General features: G+C 62.5%; 21 protein-coding genes. 2 read left to right on the forward strand and 19 right to left on the reverse strand.

Features of this window, described 5'->3' with window-relative positions; all coding sequences use genetic code 11:
• Nucleotides 1-84 precede the first annotated feature (84 nt).
• From ACSBOB_RS20710 to ACSBOB_RS20755, 10 genes are all read right to left on the reverse strand, one after another.
• Nucleotides 85-426 carry a hypothetical protein gene (locus ACSBOB_RS20710; protein WP_442577968.1) on the reverse strand — a complete coding sequence of 114 codons (342 nt, stop codon included), beginning with the start codon at nt 424-426 and terminating at the stop codon, nt 85-87.
• 200 nt (nt 427-626) lie between these two features.
• Nucleotides 627-839 (reverse strand): hypothetical protein, encoded by a 213-nt coding sequence (locus ACSBOB_RS20715; RefSeq protein ID WP_442577969.1) that lies wholly within the window; start codon nt 837-839, stop codon nt 627-629.
• Nucleotides 836-1,060, reverse strand: coding sequence for a hypothetical protein (locus tag ACSBOB_RS20720; RefSeq protein ID WP_442577970.1), 225 nt, complete (start codon nt 1,058-1,060; stop codon nt 836-838). The genes ACSBOB_RS20715 and ACSBOB_RS20720 overlap by 4 nt, the downstream gene beginning before the upstream one ends.
• Complete coding sequence (locus ACSBOB_RS20725; RefSeq protein WP_442577971.1) at nt 1,039-2,088, reverse strand: phage major capsid protein; 1,050 nt, start codon at nt 2,086-2,088, stop codon at nt 1,039-1,041. Before ACSBOB_RS20725 ends, ACSBOB_RS20720 begins: the two co-directional genes overlap by 22 nt.
• A 64-nt stretch (nt 2,089-2,152) precedes the next feature.
• On the reverse strand, nt 2,153-2,452 hold the full coding sequence (locus tag ACSBOB_RS20730) for a helix-turn-helix domain-containing protein (RefSeq protein ID WP_442577972.1): 300 nt from the start codon (nt 2,450-2,452) through the stop codon (nt 2,153-2,155).
• Between the two features lie 179 nt (nt 2,453-2,631).
• Nucleotides 2,632-3,960: a hypothetical protein gene (locus ACSBOB_RS20735; protein WP_442577973.1), complete on the reverse strand. Its 1,329-nt coding sequence runs from the start codon at nt 3,958-3,960 to the stop codon at nt 2,632-2,634.
• On the reverse strand, nt 3,957-4,268 hold the full coding sequence (locus ACSBOB_RS20740; RefSeq protein ID WP_442577974.1) for a hypothetical protein: 312 nt from the start codon (nt 4,266-4,268) through the stop codon (nt 3,957-3,959). Before ACSBOB_RS20740 ends, ACSBOB_RS20735 begins: the two co-directional genes overlap by 4 nt.
• A gap of 121 nt (nt 4,269-4,389) precedes the next feature.
• The gene (locus tag ACSBOB_RS20745; protein WP_442577975.1) at nt 4,390-4,584 is read right to left on the reverse strand and encodes a DNA-binding protein; all 195 of its coding nucleotides are present in this window, start codon (nt 4,582-4,584) and stop codon (nt 4,390-4,392) included.
• An 81-nt stretch (nt 4,585-4,665) separates the two neighbouring features.
• Complete coding sequence (locus tag ACSBOB_RS20750) at nt 4,666-5,211, reverse strand: hypothetical protein (protein WP_442577976.1); 546 nt, start codon at nt 5,209-5,211, stop codon at nt 4,666-4,668.
• Nucleotides 5,208-6,545, reverse strand: a complete 1,338-nt coding sequence (locus ACSBOB_RS20755; RefSeq protein ID WP_442577977.1) for a tyrosine-type recombinase/integrase — start codon at nt 6,543-6,545, stop codon at nt 5,208-5,210. Before ACSBOB_RS20755 ends, ACSBOB_RS20750 begins: the two co-directional genes overlap by 4 nt.
• Before the next feature lie 354 nt (nt 6,546-6,899).
• Here ACSBOB_RS20755 and ACSBOB_RS20760 point away from each other — a divergent pair, with 354 nt between their 5' ends.
• Nucleotides 6,900-7,145 (forward strand): DUF2188 domain-containing protein, encoded by a 246-nt coding sequence (locus ACSBOB_RS20760; protein WP_442577978.1) that lies wholly within the window; start codon nt 6,900-6,902, stop codon nt 7,143-7,145.
• A gap of 157 nt (nt 7,146-7,302) precedes the next feature.
• Here the strand turns inward: ACSBOB_RS20760 and ACSBOB_RS20765 are convergent, their stop codons facing one another.
• The 6 genes from ACSBOB_RS20765 to ACSBOB_RS20790 form a co-directional block, all read right to left on the reverse strand.
• Nucleotides 7,303-7,842 (reverse strand): MerR family transcriptional regulator, encoded by a 540-nt coding sequence (locus ACSBOB_RS20765; protein ID WP_442577979.1) that lies wholly within the window; start codon nt 7,840-7,842, stop codon nt 7,303-7,305.
• A 158-nt stretch (nt 7,843-8,000) separates the two neighbouring features.
• On the reverse strand, nt 8,001-8,321 hold the full coding sequence (locus ACSBOB_RS20770; protein WP_442577980.1) for an integration host factor subunit alpha: 321 nt from the start codon (nt 8,319-8,321) through the stop codon (nt 8,001-8,003).
• 245 nt (nt 8,322-8,566) lie between these two features.
• On the reverse strand, nt 8,567-9,538 hold the full coding sequence (locus ACSBOB_RS20775; protein ID WP_442577981.1) for a beta-ketoacyl-ACP synthase III: 972 nt from the start codon (nt 9,536-9,538) through the stop codon (nt 8,567-8,569).
• A gap of 8 nt (nt 9,539-9,546) precedes the next feature.
• On the reverse strand, nt 9,547-10,608 hold the full coding sequence (gene plsX, locus ACSBOB_RS20780) for a phosphate acyltransferase PlsX (protein ID WP_442577982.1): 1,062 nt from the start codon (nt 10,606-10,608) through the stop codon (nt 9,547-9,549).
• A 118-nt stretch (nt 10,609-10,726) separates the two neighbouring features.
• Complete coding sequence (locus ACSBOB_RS20785; protein WP_442577983.1) at nt 10,727-11,284, reverse strand: YceD family protein; 558 nt, start codon at nt 11,282-11,284, stop codon at nt 10,727-10,729.
• A 4-nt stretch (nt 11,285-11,288) separates the two neighbouring features.
• Entirely contained in the window at nt 11,289-11,837 is a 549-nt protein-coding gene (locus ACSBOB_RS20790; RefSeq protein ID WP_442577984.1) for a ubiquinol-cytochrome C chaperone family protein, read from the reverse strand.
• 134 nt (nt 11,838-11,971) lie between these two features.
• On the opposite strand from ACSBOB_RS20790, the gene ACSBOB_RS20795 reads away from it, so the two are divergent.
• Nucleotides 11,972-12,484: an outer membrane protein assembly factor BamE gene (locus ACSBOB_RS20795; RefSeq protein ID WP_442583782.1), complete on the forward strand. Its 513-nt coding sequence runs from the start codon at nt 11,972-11,974 to the stop codon at nt 12,482-12,484.
• 115 nt (nt 12,485-12,599) lie between these two features.
• Here ACSBOB_RS20795 and ACSBOB_RS20800 read toward each other — a convergent pair whose 3' ends face one another.
• The 3 genes from ACSBOB_RS20800 to ACSBOB_RS20810 form a co-directional block, all read right to left on the reverse strand.
• A complete protein-coding gene (locus ACSBOB_RS20800) occupies nt 12,600-14,756 on the reverse strand; it encodes a sodium-translocating pyrophosphatase (protein ID WP_442577985.1) in 2,157 nt (718 codons plus the stop codon).
• A gap of 236 nt (nt 14,757-14,992) precedes the next feature.
• Nucleotides 14,993-15,493 (reverse strand): DUF2165 family protein, encoded by a 501-nt coding sequence (locus tag ACSBOB_RS20805; RefSeq protein ID WP_442577986.1) that lies wholly within the window; start codon nt 15,491-15,493, stop codon nt 14,993-14,995.
• 147 nt (nt 15,494-15,640) lie between these two features.
• On the reverse strand, nt 15,641-16,099 hold the full coding sequence (locus tag ACSBOB_RS20810) for a metallophosphoesterase (protein ID WP_442577987.1): 459 nt from the start codon (nt 16,097-16,099) through the stop codon (nt 15,641-15,643).
• Nucleotides 16,100-16,141 lie beyond the last annotated feature (42 nt).

A 16,141-nucleotide genomic window follows, 5' to 3' on the forward strand; every position in this document is an offset into this window, starting at 1 on the left:
TGAACTGCACCTAATGCTGATCGGTAGCCAGAAGTTCTCTTGCGCAAGCCGTGGTGCGAAAACTATGGCCGTCAAACCACCCGCTCAGTTGGTCGCCGCCGTTCCGGCGAGCCCAAGCTTTTCGCCGAGCGCCATCGATAGCCGCGTGCTGCTGTCGATCTGCCTGCTGACGGCTACAATCCTGCTCTTTATCGAATCGAATTCGCTCTTTTTGGCGACCTCGGCCCTGAGCATTTTTTCCAGCGTCGCGATACGACTGCGTAATTTTACAAAATCGGCCAAAACCTCAATTTGACCCGCCGAGATAGGCTTCCCCTCGGTGTTTAAGGCAGCCGAAAGCCGCCGAAACGCGTTTTTCTCGGCGCGCGATAGATATCCCGGCGGGGCCACACCGCCCTTGTTTCCTTGTCTTTCGGCGGTTGGCATGGGTCCAAACTCACTTTCTGCCGGGGTTTTTGGGTGCTCTTGGCCAAAAAATTCGCGTCCGTGAGGGTCGCTGCGGTCACCGCGTCGACGCGCGCGGCTGTTGATGACCGCCCCCCGCCTCCGAGAGGGTGCCGCCGGCGGGGCGCTTCCCACCGGCGGCCTTGGCTGGCGCAGCGGGAGGGCTGTGCGCCGGCCGAGTTTCAAGTGCGCAATTCCTTCGCGAAGTTTTCCGCCGAATGAATTTCCCAGATTTCCAGTTCGCTGGAATACTGCTGGAGCAACCGGCTGCGTTCTGCCGGGCTGTGCCATTCCGCCGCCAGTGCGTCGTGATATCGAGCCCGGAGATGGTCGGCGACGGCACGCAGCACCTGCTTCAGGATATGCTCGACAAGCGCTATCTGCGCCTCGCTCATGGCTGTGCCTCCCGGCCGCCGGCTTGCACCCGCACGCGCGGCTTGTCGGCGGCCTTCTCCACTTCGCCAAGCCGCGCCGCCAAGGCGCTGAGCCGCGACTCAATCGGCGCAAGCTGCTCGGCAATGTAGAGGCGCAGGACGGTCGCGACATCGAGCAGGGCAAGGCGAAGCTCTTCATGGTCGACTGGCGGCAACTTGCTCATGACGACGGGCTCGCCCATTCGATTCCGTCCAGGACCGCGACCGCATCCGGCGCGCCAGCGACCGCGCCAAACGATGCCGCGATGCGAATCGCAACGCTGTTGGTGCCAAACATCGAAACCAAGCTTCGTGCGGTCGGCGTTGCCGAGTTTCCGAGCGGCGCATCGTTCATCTCGATTGCCGCCTCGCGGCCGAGATCGATGCCCAGCGATTCGACATCGCCGCCAATCCGGTCGCCGTCCAAGAGGACAAGCATGCCGGGCGCAAGGCCAGCCGAGACGAAATGCGGCAAGCCATAGAATTCGCTTGCGCCTTCAGGCGCGACCGTACCGCGCGTATCGAGCGCCGCCGCGCCGGCTGCGACATCTGGCGCGGCAACCCATGCCATCCTGCCTTCACCGCTGCTGACCGATGCTAGCATTGTGCGGACATCGGCGCGCATCGCGTCGACATCGTTCCCGGACGACGAAAAGGACGGCGTGCTGGTGCTGACGATAGCTTCAAGAAATCCGACGTCGAGCGCCTTCGCCAGCGCCTTGCGCAACATCCGGGAGAGATACGTTTGGCTGGCGGCGTCCGTGGCCTCGACAAGCTCGCGGCTCAAAACGACGAGCGCAGAAGCCTCGATAGGCGCGAGCGTGTCGCCGGTCAGCGTCATCCTCGAAACCGGTCGCGCATGTCCTTCGACTGCAATATCGGCAAGCGCGCCGGTGATCACCACGCCGACGCGGGACCGCAATGGCGCTCTGCTCAGCACGCCAGCGTCAATCAACCCGACAAACGCCGATCTACCGCCAACCTGTCCAAGAAACGCCTGCGTCGCGCCGGGCGCGCCGGCAAGGAGACCTGCCCAAGTCGGATCGGCCAAGCTGCCGCCCGCGACCGCGCTGCGCAAAATCCGCGCGACCGGCGACGGCACATCAAGCGCCCCACGTTCGGCCAAATACGCGGCCGCGACGAGATCGCCTCGCGTCTTGACCAGCAATCTCGCAATCCATGGGATTGTTGCGCGCTGATTTTCTTCGTCAAACATTTTGCCGGTTTCCATGTTGTCCGCCGGCAGTGTCGGAAACGAAACGCTCACTGGAAACTGGTCAAACCGCTCATATCGCTCACCGGAATTTCACCATCTTCCGCACTGTCATTCTCGGGATGGAAATCCGCAGCCGGCCGCCGATCTTCATACCGACGCCATCATCCCGCGCCCATCTTCTGACGGTCTGCTTACTCACGCCGAAGCGACGCGCGGCCGAGCCCACTGACAGGCAATTGTGCGGCAAAAAATCAATCTCGGCATCGGTGCAAGATTCAGCCAGGGGAGCGGGCCGGACCATCTCGCGCAGCCGGTCGATGCCGGCCTGCAACCGCTCAATCTCTTCTGCCAGCGCGTGGCGCTCATCGACCGGGGTCACGTCTCAATCCCTCCCGCGTCCGCCGCGCCGGCAGCGCCGCCTGCGGCCTCTCTGGCGTGCGTCGGCGGTCCGCCGCTGTTCTGGGGCCGGGCGACCGCGCGGGCCGTGCCATGCGGCCGCAGCGAACCGAAAGCGGGCATGTGCGGGCCGAACCCCGAGACGGTCCAAAACGTGGGAGGTCATTTTGTCAAAAACCGCTGATAAAGAAAACGAGTGCTTTCCGCCGGTTCTCTGGCCGGGATGGGGTTCGGCGTGTTCGGCTGGTCAGGCTTGGCGCTGACCGGAGACGCTTCCGGTAGCGGGTACAGCCGGTTGACCTCGTCTAGGATTGGAAAGTTGCGCTGGAAAAAGACCTCACGCAGATGTTGGATTCGATCGCGATAGTCGGCCTGCACAGAATCGAACCATCTTGGGCGGCGGCGCGCTTCGCGGTTGGCGGCGTTCCAAGCTTCGCGAATGTGTTCGTATTCGTGTTTGATCGAAAAAAAACGCTTGAGGTCTTCGACAGTGCGCGGCCGCATTCTTTTGGGCGAATTGTGGTACGGTCGGAGATTGACGTAGTCCGGCCGTAGGACTTGGTCGCAAAAGTGTTCCGGGTCGGCGCGATAAGCTTCTTCGATTTTGGAGAAAATCTCTTCCGGCGTCGGCGGCTCGGCATCGAACATCGCTTCGGTTTCGGCGTTCCGCTTCCGAGCGATCTCCACCATTTCAGCAAGCGCCGATTTTACTCTGTCGGCGAGCGCCAGCCAGTCAGCGGTCCCTCTCTTAATTTTGAGATCGGTGCCGATACGCTGCCGGAGAAAATTGATCCGGTGATCAGCGGATTCATATTCGTGATCTTCGGGGAGGGCTTCCTCCACTGCTTCGATCTCTTCCAAAAAATTGATATTCGAAAAATCAAAATCAGCGCGCTTGCGCGCTCGCCTTTCTGTGGTCTTTTCGAGGGTCTCCTTTGAAGGTCTATTATAAAGTTGCTCCGCCACGGTCGCGGAGGGGGCATCCGCCACTGTAGCGGAGATGGGGTCCGCATCCGTGGCGGAGGGGCCATCCGCATCCATGGCGGAGACGAGATCATCGCCTATGTCCGTATCCGTGGCGGAGGGTACTGGCGTCGTAAGCCACATGATCCGCTGCTTAAATGGCTTGCCGGGTAAGGCAGCCATTTCAATCTCCAGAAGGCCGAAAACGGCGAATGCAGCGATATCCCGCGTGATTGTATCCACGGAACAGCCACCCGCAAACTGGGCCATCGTCGCATTCGTCGGCCAAAGTGAGCCGGATTTGCGGTTCACAAAATGCAGCACTACCGGAACGATCCTGAAACTGTACCGCCGCTCGGTTAGAATGCGCATCGCGACACAGGTCCAACCGGTGAGTGCTGCATGCCTGTCTTCGGGAGACGCTGGCCACGGCACGCGGACAGCGTCGACCGGGAGGAAGCGGCTTGCCCGCCGCGTCCCGCTAAACGAGAACGCCTCACTGGGACTTGGTTTGGTGGTCTCGGTCATCTCGACCTATTCCTTATTTTTTCGATTTCGGCGGTCAGCCGAAAGCGGACGACCATCACCGCGCCGGCAAGTGCGGCATCGGTGATCGAAAATTTCTGCCGAACTTTTTTCTCGAAATTGGCAAGCGCGGTTTCCACGGCGGCTTCGCGCTCGCGAAGCGAGAGCCGCATGATCCGCTGAGCCGTGCTCGGGATCGCGGCGCGGTTGATCACGTCAAGCCGCGAAAGATCGATGATTTCGGCGGCTGTCTGATATCGCGACAGGACACCGGCGCGGCTGTCGGCAATGGTGAGTCTGTGCACGCTCATGGTCGCTCTTGCTTTCTGATCGCCAATAAGTGAATACTTATGCGTTCTTCATCAGAGGCAATCTGCGGCCGGTCCGCGCGTGCAACGCGGCCGGCGTTTTTTCTTAGTGGGGGAAGGGACATCACGCCTCCTGCCGTTGGCGCGCGTCGAAGGCGTCAAGTTTGTCATCCTGCCAAAGGCGGCGACGGCGAATCACCATCGGCTGAGGGAAGTTGAGTTCCGTGTCCCTCAGCCACCTCCAAAGGCTCATATCGCTGATGCCGCCATAGCGCGCGCGGACCTCGCGAGCGGTCAAGAATGTCGGCTTTGTTTTCATCGAGTGGGCCTCAATCGATAACGAGGCCCAACTAGCTACATCACGATATCCGGCTCACTCAAACGGAAAGTTGAGCCGGTCTCACCGAGTTTTTTCGGCTCGAGGCAGACGCATTCGAATGTCGGTCGCCTGTTTCACGAGACGGGAAAAAACGCGAAGGTCGAGATCAGTATCCCGCCGAGACTTATCTAGAAACTCGCTGTAGCGTTCTGCGGTACACGCGCTTTCTATCCGCGACCAAATCGCCGACCAATCAGGAATTTTTTCGAGAGATTGGCGGTCGGTTACACCCTTTAATCGCCGCATCAGAGCGGGGACCGACGAAAATTCACATTCGTCAACCGCAATCTCCGAGGCCCGTTTTTTGGTATTGCCGGCCATAAAAAGGAACGCCGCCACGGCCAGAACCATCTCCTTGAGTTCTCGCTTGTTGCCGTCGCCGCCGCTTGAAGAGACCTCGCGCTTCAACTGCTTAAAAAGCGGCGACGATGCGCGGTTGCTCAGATGCTCAAGCATGTCCGCCACCTCCGCGAGTGCCGACGCGGTGGGCTTGTCGTCCTCATGCCGAATAATTGCCGCGACTTCTTCGGCGGCCACGGCGAGAGCCGCCTTAAGTGCTGGTGTCACGCCACCGCCTCCCTAAGCATGACGACATTCGACGCCGTCGACTCACCGCTGACAAGGGCATCAATGAAGTTCGCCCACGTCGTGAATGCCTGCCGACGTTCGGCGATGAATTCGTGCAGTTGATAAACGCCAACGATCCCGGCGAAGCTGCCCGAAGTATGATTCACACAGCGTTCGATAACAGGCAAGCCAACGCCAAGCGCCGCCATGCGGGTCACCATTGTGCGGCGAAGATCGTGGAGGCCCCACTGAGCGAGAGCGACCTCTTCCGGATTGCCGCCGGCCTCCGCTGCTTGTTTTTTCAGAAGTCCGAGCATGACAGCATCCAGCCTCGCCTTGGATCGACTAAACCCAGATACTGCGGTTTCGCCGGTTGTCGTAAACGCGAAGCCCTTCTTGCCGATGCGAGGCAGGGCGGCGAGGATGTCAACACATGCGGGCCCCAATGGCACGACATGCTTCAGTCCATTTTTCGTCCGGTTCGCCGGGATCGTCCAACAGGGATTGTTTTCGTCTAGGTCGAGTTCCGCGCGCATCATCCCGGCGACCTCGTTTCGACGTTGGCCGGTGAGCAAAAGGAATCGCCACATAGGGCCGAACGGATACTCAAAACCTGCGGTGGCTTTCCAGAAAAGCTTGATTTCAGCGTCGGTCAAAACCCTTTCCCGGCTCGATTCAGCCGAAGGCTTTTTCACTTTTTCGGCCGGGCTTGATGCGACGACGTCACGGTCTTCCAGCCACCTGAAAAATGTCTTCAGCGTCGCAAGGACACGATTTGCGGTGACTGGGCTGCCGCGATCAACTATTGCGTCAAGAAGGTCGAGCACGTCGCGCTTGGCGACGTCCTGAACACGTCGGGTTCCCATCACCGGATTGATCTCCGACCGGAACTGTCGGTCGACCTCCTTCCATGATCGATTGCGAGGCTTGCAATAGCGATCAACGAAACGCTCACCCAACTTTTCCACTGTATCCCGATCGGCCTCCGCTTGGAGCACGGGCGCGGCCTTTATCGCTTTCTTCGCTTCGCTGGGGTCCGTACCTTCCGCAACGTTTTGCAAGGCAGCGCGTGCCGCGCGCCGGGCCTCGGCGAGGGTCATTGCCTGCCCTAGCGGCAAGACCTCATCGACCTCCGGACCATCTCGCTTCAAGAGGGTCGGACCGATCGTGAGCTTCTTGGGTTTCCCACCGACGCGATAGCGAAGCGCCCACGATTTTGCGCCGGAGGGTTGGACTACAAGGTACATGCCGGGCAGCGCCCCGTCCGGAATCTCCCGCCTCGAATTGGCCGGTTTTGCGCCCTCGACGCTGCGTGAGGTGAGCACACTTGCCATGGTCAAATGCCCTTAGGGGTAACAAGGGGTAACAGAAGTGCCGCGTTAGAGGGTGTTACCCGGTGTTGCTATCGGACGCCATCATATGCTAACACTCCCTTGAAATACAAGGGACTGGTGAGAATGCGACGCTTTGATATGGGAGGTTTAGTTAGGTGTTGACACTTGACTGGGGGTCAAGGGGTCGTGGGTTCGAATCCCGCCACTCCGACCAAAAATTTCCCCCCATTTTCTACGAACTGCCCTTCGACAACGAGCCGGATTAGTCTTCGCGTGTTAAGGTCGTGCAGGGTGATGCCGGCCGGAACCCCTGCCCGTCTTCGCCGTTCTGTCGCGAGCAAAGGAGAAGCGTTCATGACGCAGGTTATCTATCGCGTGGTCGAGCATGATGGCGGATGGGCCTACAAGGTCGGCGACGTCTTTTCCGAAACGTTCCGCACCCACGCGGATGCGCTGGCCGCGGCCCGCATCGCCGCCTCCGAGCAGCAACTCGGCGGCAACACCGAAGGCATCGAATTCCAGGATGCGCAAGGCCAATGGCATGAGGAACTCGCCAGCGGCGGCGACCGCCCGACCACCGACGTAGAGGACCAAGGCTGAAAGCCGGCGACCTGCCTGCGACCCGGAGTTCTCAACGCGCAATTGCGCGTCATCGAGCGTGGTGGAAGCCGGCAAGCGGATTTTCAGTCCATCATGCCGGTCAGGATAGCGCACATCTCCGAATAGCCGGCTGGCCGCATTCCTCGGCCAACTGAACTCAGCGAACCTGATCGAGCAGGCGCTTGCATTCCAGCAGATCGAACAGCGCTTCCTGCAGAAGAGCGCGGTTGTCGCGCGAAAGCTTTGCCGAATCGGACGAGACAGGACCTTCTTCCTCGGCCTTGCCGAGACCGAAGAAGCGTCGGCTGGGTTTTGCCTTCGCCTCGCCGACGAGAAGCTCGTCATCGCCGCGGGGCTGGGCGGCGGGCGTGAGCGGAATTGCTGCCGCCTGCGTACGCTTGCTGATCGCCTCGATCGCCGCCATGTCGCCATTGCCGACCGACATCAGGAACTGATTGCCGTTCTCGCGCAGCAGCTTCTGCACGCCCTTGATCGTATAGCCCTGGTCGTAGAGCATGTGACGGATGCCCTTGATCAGTTCGACATCCTGGGGCCGGTAATAGCGCCGGCCGCCGCCACGCTTCATCGGCTTGATCTGGTTGAAGCGGGTCTCCCAGAACCGCAGCACGTGCTGCGGCAGATCGAGATCCTCGGCCACCTCGGAGATCGTGCGGAATGCGTCGGGGCTCTTGTCCATGGGTCACCTTCCGGTCTGCCTTGAGGACGGATCACCGGAGAATATCGTCGGCATCCGGCAGGCCGAACCGATTCGCCGTTTATTTCAGACCTTTATGGACACGAATTCAAGACCCGCGCGAATCGCCGTGCCGGTCGTCAACCGCTATTGCGAGAATGCTATTTTCCAGCCTTGGACTTCTGCTGATGGGAGCGCAGGATGCGGTTCTTCAGCACGTTCGACGCCTTGAAGGTCATCACGCGCCGCGGCAGGATCGGCACTTCCTCGCCGGTCTTGGGATTGCGGCCGATGCGCTCGTTCTTGCCACGTACGTGGAAGGTGGCGAAGGAAGACAGTTTCACCGTCTCGCCGCGCACGATCGCCTCGCAGATCTCGTCGAGCACGGTCTCCACCAGTTCGGCGGATTCCGTACGGGAAAGCCCTACCTTCCGGTAGACGGCTTCAGACAGATCGGCGCGCGTAAGGGTCTTGCCCGTCATGACTTTTCCGGCCTCCTCAAATCCGCAATCTCGGGAGCCGCAGGACGTTAGGAAATTGCCCAGATGAGGTCAAGAACCGAACCGGCCGGTTCGCATAAAAGAATCCAAATCGGTTCAATCGGTTAGGACAGGACGGCGGCCAGCCGGCATTCAGCCGCGGATGGCGGGCCGCCCGGCGTCGCCCGTCACGCGAAGGCGAGGCTTCGACCGGCCGGCACTCTTTGCCAGCAGACGCGCCGGGCGCCCTACCAGCGGACCAGCACGGCGCCCCAGGTGAAGCCGCCACCCATCGCCTCCAGCAGGACGAGATCGCCCTTGCGGATGCGGCCGTCGCGCACGGCGACATCCAGCGCCAGCGGCACGGAGGCCGCCGAAGTGTTGCCGTGAAGGTCGACCGTCACCACGACCTTCTCGTCGGCGATGCCGAGCTTCTTCGCCGAGGCGTTGATGATGCGCTTGTTGGCCTGGTGCGGCACGAACCAGGTCAGGTCGTCGGCTGTGATGCCTGCCTGCGCGAACGTCCCCTCGATGACGTCGGCGATCATGCCGACCGCATGCTTGAAGACCTCCTTGCCTTCCATGCGCAGGTGGCCGACCGTCCCCGTGGTCGACGGGCCGCCGTCGACGTAGAGCTTGTCCTTGTGGGTTCCGTCGGAACGCAGGCTGGCTGCCAGCACGCCGCGGTCGGCGACGCTGCCCTCGCCGTCATGCGCCTCCAGCACCAGCGCGCCGGCACCGTCGCCGAAAAGCACGCAGGTCGACCGGTCGTTCCAGTCGAGGATGCGCGAAAAAGTCTCCGCGCCGATCACTAGTGCCCGCTTCGCGAGCCCGTTGCGGATATGGCTGTCGGCGGTGGCAACCGCATAGACGAAGCCGCTGCACACTGCCTGCAGGTCGAAGGCAAAGCCATGGCGCATGCCGAGGCGGTGCTGGATTTCCACCGCCGTCGCCGGAAAAGTGTTGTTGGGCGTCGACGTCGCGAGCACGATCAGGTCGATGTCAACCGGCGTCAACCCGCCATCGGCAAGGGCTGCGCGCGCCGCCGCCTCGCCCAGCGAGGCCGTCGTCTCGTCGGGGCCGGCGATGTGGCGCTGGCGAATCCCTGTGCGCTGCGCGATCCACTCGTCGGACGTGTCGAGAGTGGCCTCGAATTCGCTGTTCTTCATGATACGGCGCGGGAGCGCGGAACCCACAGCGCGCACGACGGATCTAATCATATCTTGTCCTACTGCCTGGTCTCTTCCGGCGCCGCGGCGCGCGGTGTCTGCGGGTGGCGCGCATGGAAGAGGTCGAGATCCGCCTCGATCCGGTCGAGCAGCCGGTTGCGGATCATGTCGTATGCCAGTTCGATCGCAGAAGCGAAACCCTCGTCATCCGCCCCGCCATGGCTCTTCACGACGATGCCGTTGAGACCGAGGAACACGCCGCCATTGGCCTTGCGCACATCCATCTTCTCGCGCAGCCGCTCGAACGCGCCCCTGGCGAAGAAATAACCGATCCTCGCCATCAGCGTCCGGCTCATGGCGGCGCGCAGATAGCCGGCAATCTGCCGGGCGGTCCCTTCCGCCGTCTTCAGCGCGATGTTGCCCGAAAAGCCCTCGGTCACCACCACATCGACCGTGCCCTTGCCGATGTCGTCGCCCTCGACGAAACCATGATATTGCATCGACGAGAGGTTGGCGTCGCGCAGCAGCCGGCCCGCCTCCTTGACCTCTTCCTGGCCCTTGATCTCCTCGACGCCGACATTGAGCAGACCGACGCTGGGACGCTCGACGCCGAACACGGCGCGCGCCATCGCCGCGCCCAGGATGCCGAAGTCGATCAGCTGGTGCGAATCGGCGCCGATGGTGGCGCCGACATCGAGCACGACGCTCTCGCCGCGCAAGGTCGGCCAGATCGCGGCGATCGCCGGCCGCTCGATGGTTGCCATGGTGCGCAGGCAGAATTTCGACATGGCCATCAGCGCGCCGGTGTTTCCGGCCGACACGCAGGCGTCCGAATCGCCGCTCTTCACCGCCTCGATCGCCCGCCACATGGAGGATTTCCAGCGGCCGTGGCGCAGCGCCTGGCTGGGCTTGTCATCCATGCGCACGGCGACATCGCAATGGATGAACTGCGTGACCGGGGCGAGTGCGGGAAACTTGTCGAGTTCGGCACGCACGGCGTCGGTGCGACCGTAGACCAGGAAATTCACGTCGGGCCGCCTTTTGGCGACCTTCGCAAGAGCGGGAATGACCACGGATGGTCCGTGGTCGCCGCCCATGGCATCGATGGAAATCCTGATCACGCGGTGTTCGTCTCGCATTCGTGGCAGATCGCCCGGCAAATCGTCCAGCCGGATGCCGTGGGAAAATAGCGGTTCTGTGCCGTCATACAACGGAATTCGGGGAAGGCCATCCGCGAATTCAGGAATCCGGGAAGAGTTTCCTGAGCTTCTTCTGCAACGCGCCCTCCTCCGGCTCGGGCGCGGCCGCGGCCTCAGGCGGCGGAACGGAAGCGCCCTGCTTGCGGGGATAAGGGTCGATGCCGAGGCCGAAGAACTCTTCGGCCAGCGCGCCGACGTCGATGCGGTCGCCGGAGAACGTCTCGGGGCTGTCGGGCCCATCCACGTCGATCAGGATCTCGCCACCCAGGCCGAACGATTCGCGGCCGAGCTTCGAATCCTCCGGCAGGAACACGGCCGACACTTCCTCGTCGACCTTGCCCGCGACCGGCTCGAGCGTCACCACGCAGGACTGGACGATATCGGCCTCCACACGCCCCCTCACCTGGACGCCATTGCGTTTCCATGAGGTCACGACGAGGTCGGCGCGAAGCCGCCCGACGGAGACCAGACCGTGGATTTTCGCAAGCGACGCGCGCTCGACCTCGTTCGCCTCTATGGTCACCGGCATGCCGCGTTTCGGAAGGTGCGAGATCGTGACCTCGAAGCTGATCGGGCTCGTTTCCATGGAATGTCTCATGAGTTCACCCGGCGGCAACCGGGGCGCGCGGGAAATCGATCGTTCCGGCGCATATCTCGCCAACGCCCTGGCCAGCCAGCGAATCACGCGCGGCGAAGACGTAATCCACCAGATCGGCCGCGTGGCTCCAGCCGGCGGCGTCGGGCCTGACGTTGCGGGCAAGCGCCGCCGCAAGGTCCTCGCGATTGCCGGTATCGAGCGCCGCCTCGTAGGAATTGGTGCGGCCATAGAACATGCGGGCGAGTTTCTTCATGCGCTTCGGCACCCCCATGTCGCCGATGCCGAGTTCGCGCAGCGAGTGTTCCACCTCGGTGAAGAAATCGTCGATAAGCTCCTGCGCGATCTCACGCGCAACGCCGGTCTCGCCGCGAAGGCGGTGCTGGACCAGGAACATATGCAGCCCGATCATCTCGAATCGGCCGAGCGGCGTGTCCGGCACTGCCCAGTCGGAAAAAAATGTCTCGCGCCGCGCCGCCGCCACGATTTTCTCATAGAGCGCACTGACGATCTGGCGGTTGCGGGCGCGTTCGCCACCGAACAGACGTTGGAACATGATCACTACTCCCCGGCGCGCGCTTTGGCGGCTGGTGTTGTTGCATCGTCGCCCAAGCTGGTTTACCGCATTTGCGGTGCCGCGCAAGGCGCAGCCAGGGGCGGACAGGCGGGATGGAGTTGTTGTTGACGCGGATGGAATTCAAGAGGGGGCCGATATTGCGCCACATTGGAATTGCCGGCGTTCTTGGCGCAGCCGCCGTTCTTTCGGCATGCAACACGCAGTCGGCACTGGGGAATCTTTCGCCCGGCGAGACGCTGACCCAAGGTTACGTCATCGACCAGCAGCAGATTGATTCTGTTCCCGTTGGCTCCAGCCGCGAACAGGTGCTGCTGGCGCTGGGCAGCCCGTCGACGACCGCCACCTTCGACAACGAGGTCTTCTACTACATCTCGCAGAAGCGCTACCGGGCGGCGGCTTTCGCCAAACCGAAGCTGATCGAGCAGCGCGTGCTGGCCGTCTATTTCGGCGAGGACAGCCGTGTCACCAACATCGCCAATTACGGCATGCAGGACGGCAAGGTGTTCGACTTCATTTCGCGGACGACGCCGACGGCAGGCAAGGACCAGAACTTCATCGGCCAGATCCTTGCGGGCGCGACCGGCATGCCACAGTCGCTGCCGGGTCAGAATCCGGCGGGTCCGTAAGCCACCGCCTGGGCATCCGCCCCCCTCGAAACGGCGCGTCCGCCGAGTGACCAAGGAAAAGGCCCGCGAGATCGCTCCCGCGGGCCTTTTTGATTCCGGCGTTGAGCCGCTGCGATCAGCCGTGCGCGAGCACGGCCAACAGCAACAGCGCCACGATGTTGGTGATCTTGATCGCCGGGTTGACGGCAGGGCCGGCGGTGTCCTTGTAGGGATCGCCGACCGTATCGCCGGTGACCGAGGCCTTGTGCGCGTCGGAGCCCTTCAGGTGTTTCTGACCGTCCTTGTCGATGAAGCCGTCCTCGAACGACTTCTTGGCGTTGTCCCAGGCACCGCCGCCCGAAGTCATCGAGATCGCCACGAACAGGCCGTTGACAATGACGCCGAGCAGCGAGGCGCCGAGTGCGGCGAAGGCCGAAGCCTTGGAGCCGGAGATCAGCAGCACGCCGAAATAGACGACGAGCGGCGCCAGCACCGGCAGCAGCGACGGGATGATCATCTCCTTGATCGCCGCCTTGGTCAGAAGGTCGACGGCGCGGGCGTAGTTGGGTTTGGAAGTGCCCTTCATGATGCCCGGATCCTCGCGGAACTGCTTGCGCACCTCCTCGACGATCGCGCCAGCCGCGCGGCCGACGGCCGTCATGGCGATGCCGCCGAACAGGTACGGGATCAGGCCGCCGAAGATCAGGCCGGCGACGACATAGGGGTTCGACAGGTCGAAGGAAACCGTGCCGATGTCCTTGAAGTACGGGTAGAGCGTCGAGCCTGCCTCGTTCGCCTTGGCGGCGAAGAATTGCAGGTCGTAGCTGTAGGCCGCAAACAGCACCAGCGCGCCGAGACCGGCGGAGCCGATCGCATAGCCCTTGGTGACCGCCTTGGTGGTGTTGCCGACCGCATCGAGCGCGTCGGTCGACTGGCGCACCTCCTTGGGCAGGCCGGCCATCTCGGCAATGCCGCCGGCATTGTCGGTGACCGGGCCGAAGGCGTCGAGCGCCACGATCATGCCGGCCAGGCCGAGCATGGTGGTGACCGCGATCGCCGTGCCGAACAGGCCGGCGAGTTGGAACGTCGAGATGATGCCGCCGACGATGACGAGGGCCGGCAGCGCCGTCGATTCCAGCGAGACCGCGAGGCCCTGGATAACGTTGGTGCCGTGGCCGGTGACCGACGCCTGGGCGATCGAAACCACCGGGCGCTTGCCCGTGCCGGTGTAATATTCGGTGATCACCACGATCAGCGCGGTCACGACAAGACCGATCAGGCCGCAGATGAACAGGTTCGTGCCAATGATCGGCATGCCGTTGGCGGTGCCGATCTCGCCCCAGCCGACGGTCAGCGAGGTCGCAGCACCCAGACCAACGATCGACAGCAGGCCGGTGACGATCAGGCCCTTGTAGAGCGCGCCCATGATCGAGCCGTTGGCGCCGAGCTTGACGAAGAAGGTGCCGACGATCGAGGTGATGATGCAGGCGCCGCAGATGGCGAGCGGATAGAGCATGACCGCGCCGAGATTGGCGGCGGCACCGAAGAAGATCGCGCCGAGCACCATGGTGGCGACGACGGTCACCGCGTAGGTCTCGAACAGGTCCGCGGCCATGCCGGCGCAGTCGCCGACATTGTCGCCGACGTTGTCGGCAATCGTCGCCGGATTGCGCGGGTCATCTTCCGGGATACCGGCTTCCACCTTGCCGACGAGATCGCCACCGACATCCGCACCCTTGGTGAAGATGCCGCCGCCGAGACGGGCGAAGATCGAGATCAGCGAGGCGCCGAAGCCGAGCGCCACCAGCGAGTCGATGACGACGCGGTCGGCCGGCGCATAGCCCAGCGGTCCGATGAGGATCAAATAGTAGACGGAGACGCCGAGCAGAGCGAGGCCGGCCACCAGCATGCCGGTGATGGCGCCCGACTTGAAGGCGATGTCGAGGCCGGCGGCAAGGCTGTTGGACGCCGCCTGTGCCGTGCGCACATTGGCGCGGACCGAGACGTGCATGCCGATGAAGCCGGCCGCGCCCGAGAGCACAGCGCCGATCAGGAAGCCGATTGCCGCAGTGCCCGACAGCAGCCACCAGGCGAGCAGGAAGACCACAACACCGACGATCGCGATCGTCGTGTACTGGCGGGCGAGATAGGCCTGCGCACCCTCGCGGATGGCGCCGGCGATTTCCTGCATGCGTGCGTTCCCCTGGTCGGATGCGAGCACCGACTGCGTCGCCCAGATGGCGTAGAGGATGGAAAGCAGGCCGCAGGCGATGACGACGTAGAGCATTGTCATTGCCGATTTTTCCCTGATGGTTAGCCCGGAAAACCCCTCCCCGGACCGTTGAGACGAGACCGGCAGCCGTGTGGCAGAATCCGATCTTCCGTAGCGGCTTATGCGAAAGTCAGCCCTTATCGTCAAGGATTTGTTCGGTTTTTGCCCGGTTTTCGCCTGAAAGATGCGAACCCGCGCAACGACTCAAAAATGGCAATGCAGTTGGATCGATTGAAATCGGCCGGAACGGCTCGGCCTCAGTTCCGTTCGAGATCGCGGTCGGGCTGGATCACGAAGATCAGCACCGCCAGCATTGTCATGTAGAATTTGAAGGCGGCGTCCTGGCCGTTCCAGGTGCCGGATTGCCACATGGCGAACCACTCGCCGCCGATCGCCATGAACCCGAAGAACCAGACGAGAAAACCCAACGTGGTGGCGATCACGGCGAATTTCTTGGCCTTGTCGAAGTCGCGGCCGCTGGCATGGCGGGCGCGCCACAGATTCAGTGCAGCGGCAAGGAACAACAGACAGGTCAGCGCCTCGCCGAAAATGATCAGCCAGTAACCCGCGGTCCACAGCGCCGGGCTGGTGATCGACCGGTACATCAGCGCGTTGCCGGGAAAGGTCGTGTCCATGCTCAACACGTGCTGGACGAAGGCGAAGTTCGACCCGTAGTCCGTGACGTTGCCGAAGGCGACGAGGAAACAGAAAGCCGCAAGGCACAGCAGCATGACGATCTTGGAGAGACGCAAGGTCATGGCGAGGCTCCTCCCCGACGAGCGTAGCAATCAATCACCGAGTCCCGCGATGGATGCAACCTTCGGCAGTCACGGAAATCGGTCTTGCCGGTTCGTTTCGTCCATCCGAATGCCGGCGCAGGACTTGCCCGACACCACCCATCGAGGTCAGCGCGGCCACACCGCCGCAATCTCGTCGACGTGCGCAGGAGCGTAGTCCCAAGCCTCGACGGTCACATTGACGCGGCTGTGCAGCGCGACGGCGCCGACCTTCTCGGGCCGGTGCGTGTGGGCGTGAAGGTGCATCGCACCGCGAAAATAGCCATTCCATTCCTCGATCGGATAATGGAACAGGACGAAGCGTCCCATGGGCGTCTCGACCTCAAGATACTTTTCGGAGGAAGCCCAGCGCTTCTGCTTGCGGGTCAGGGTGTGGTCGTGGTTGCCGTGGATGAGATGGATCTCGCCATTGAGACGGTCGAGCACTTCGTCATGACGCCGCTGGTTCTTGAGGAAGCCGAAATCGCCGAGGTGATAGACGGTATCGTTCGGCCCGACCTTGGCGTTCCAGCGCTCGATCATCGCCTCGTTCATCTCCTCGACCGAGGCGAACGGCCGGCGTACCATGCGGATGATCCCGGCGTGATCGAAATGGGTGCAACCCGTGAA

Source organism: Mesorhizobium sp. KACC 23794, from assembly GCF_052180275.1.
Classification (GTDB): Bacteria; Pseudomonadota; Alphaproteobacteria; order Rhizobiales; family Rhizobiaceae; genus Kumtagia.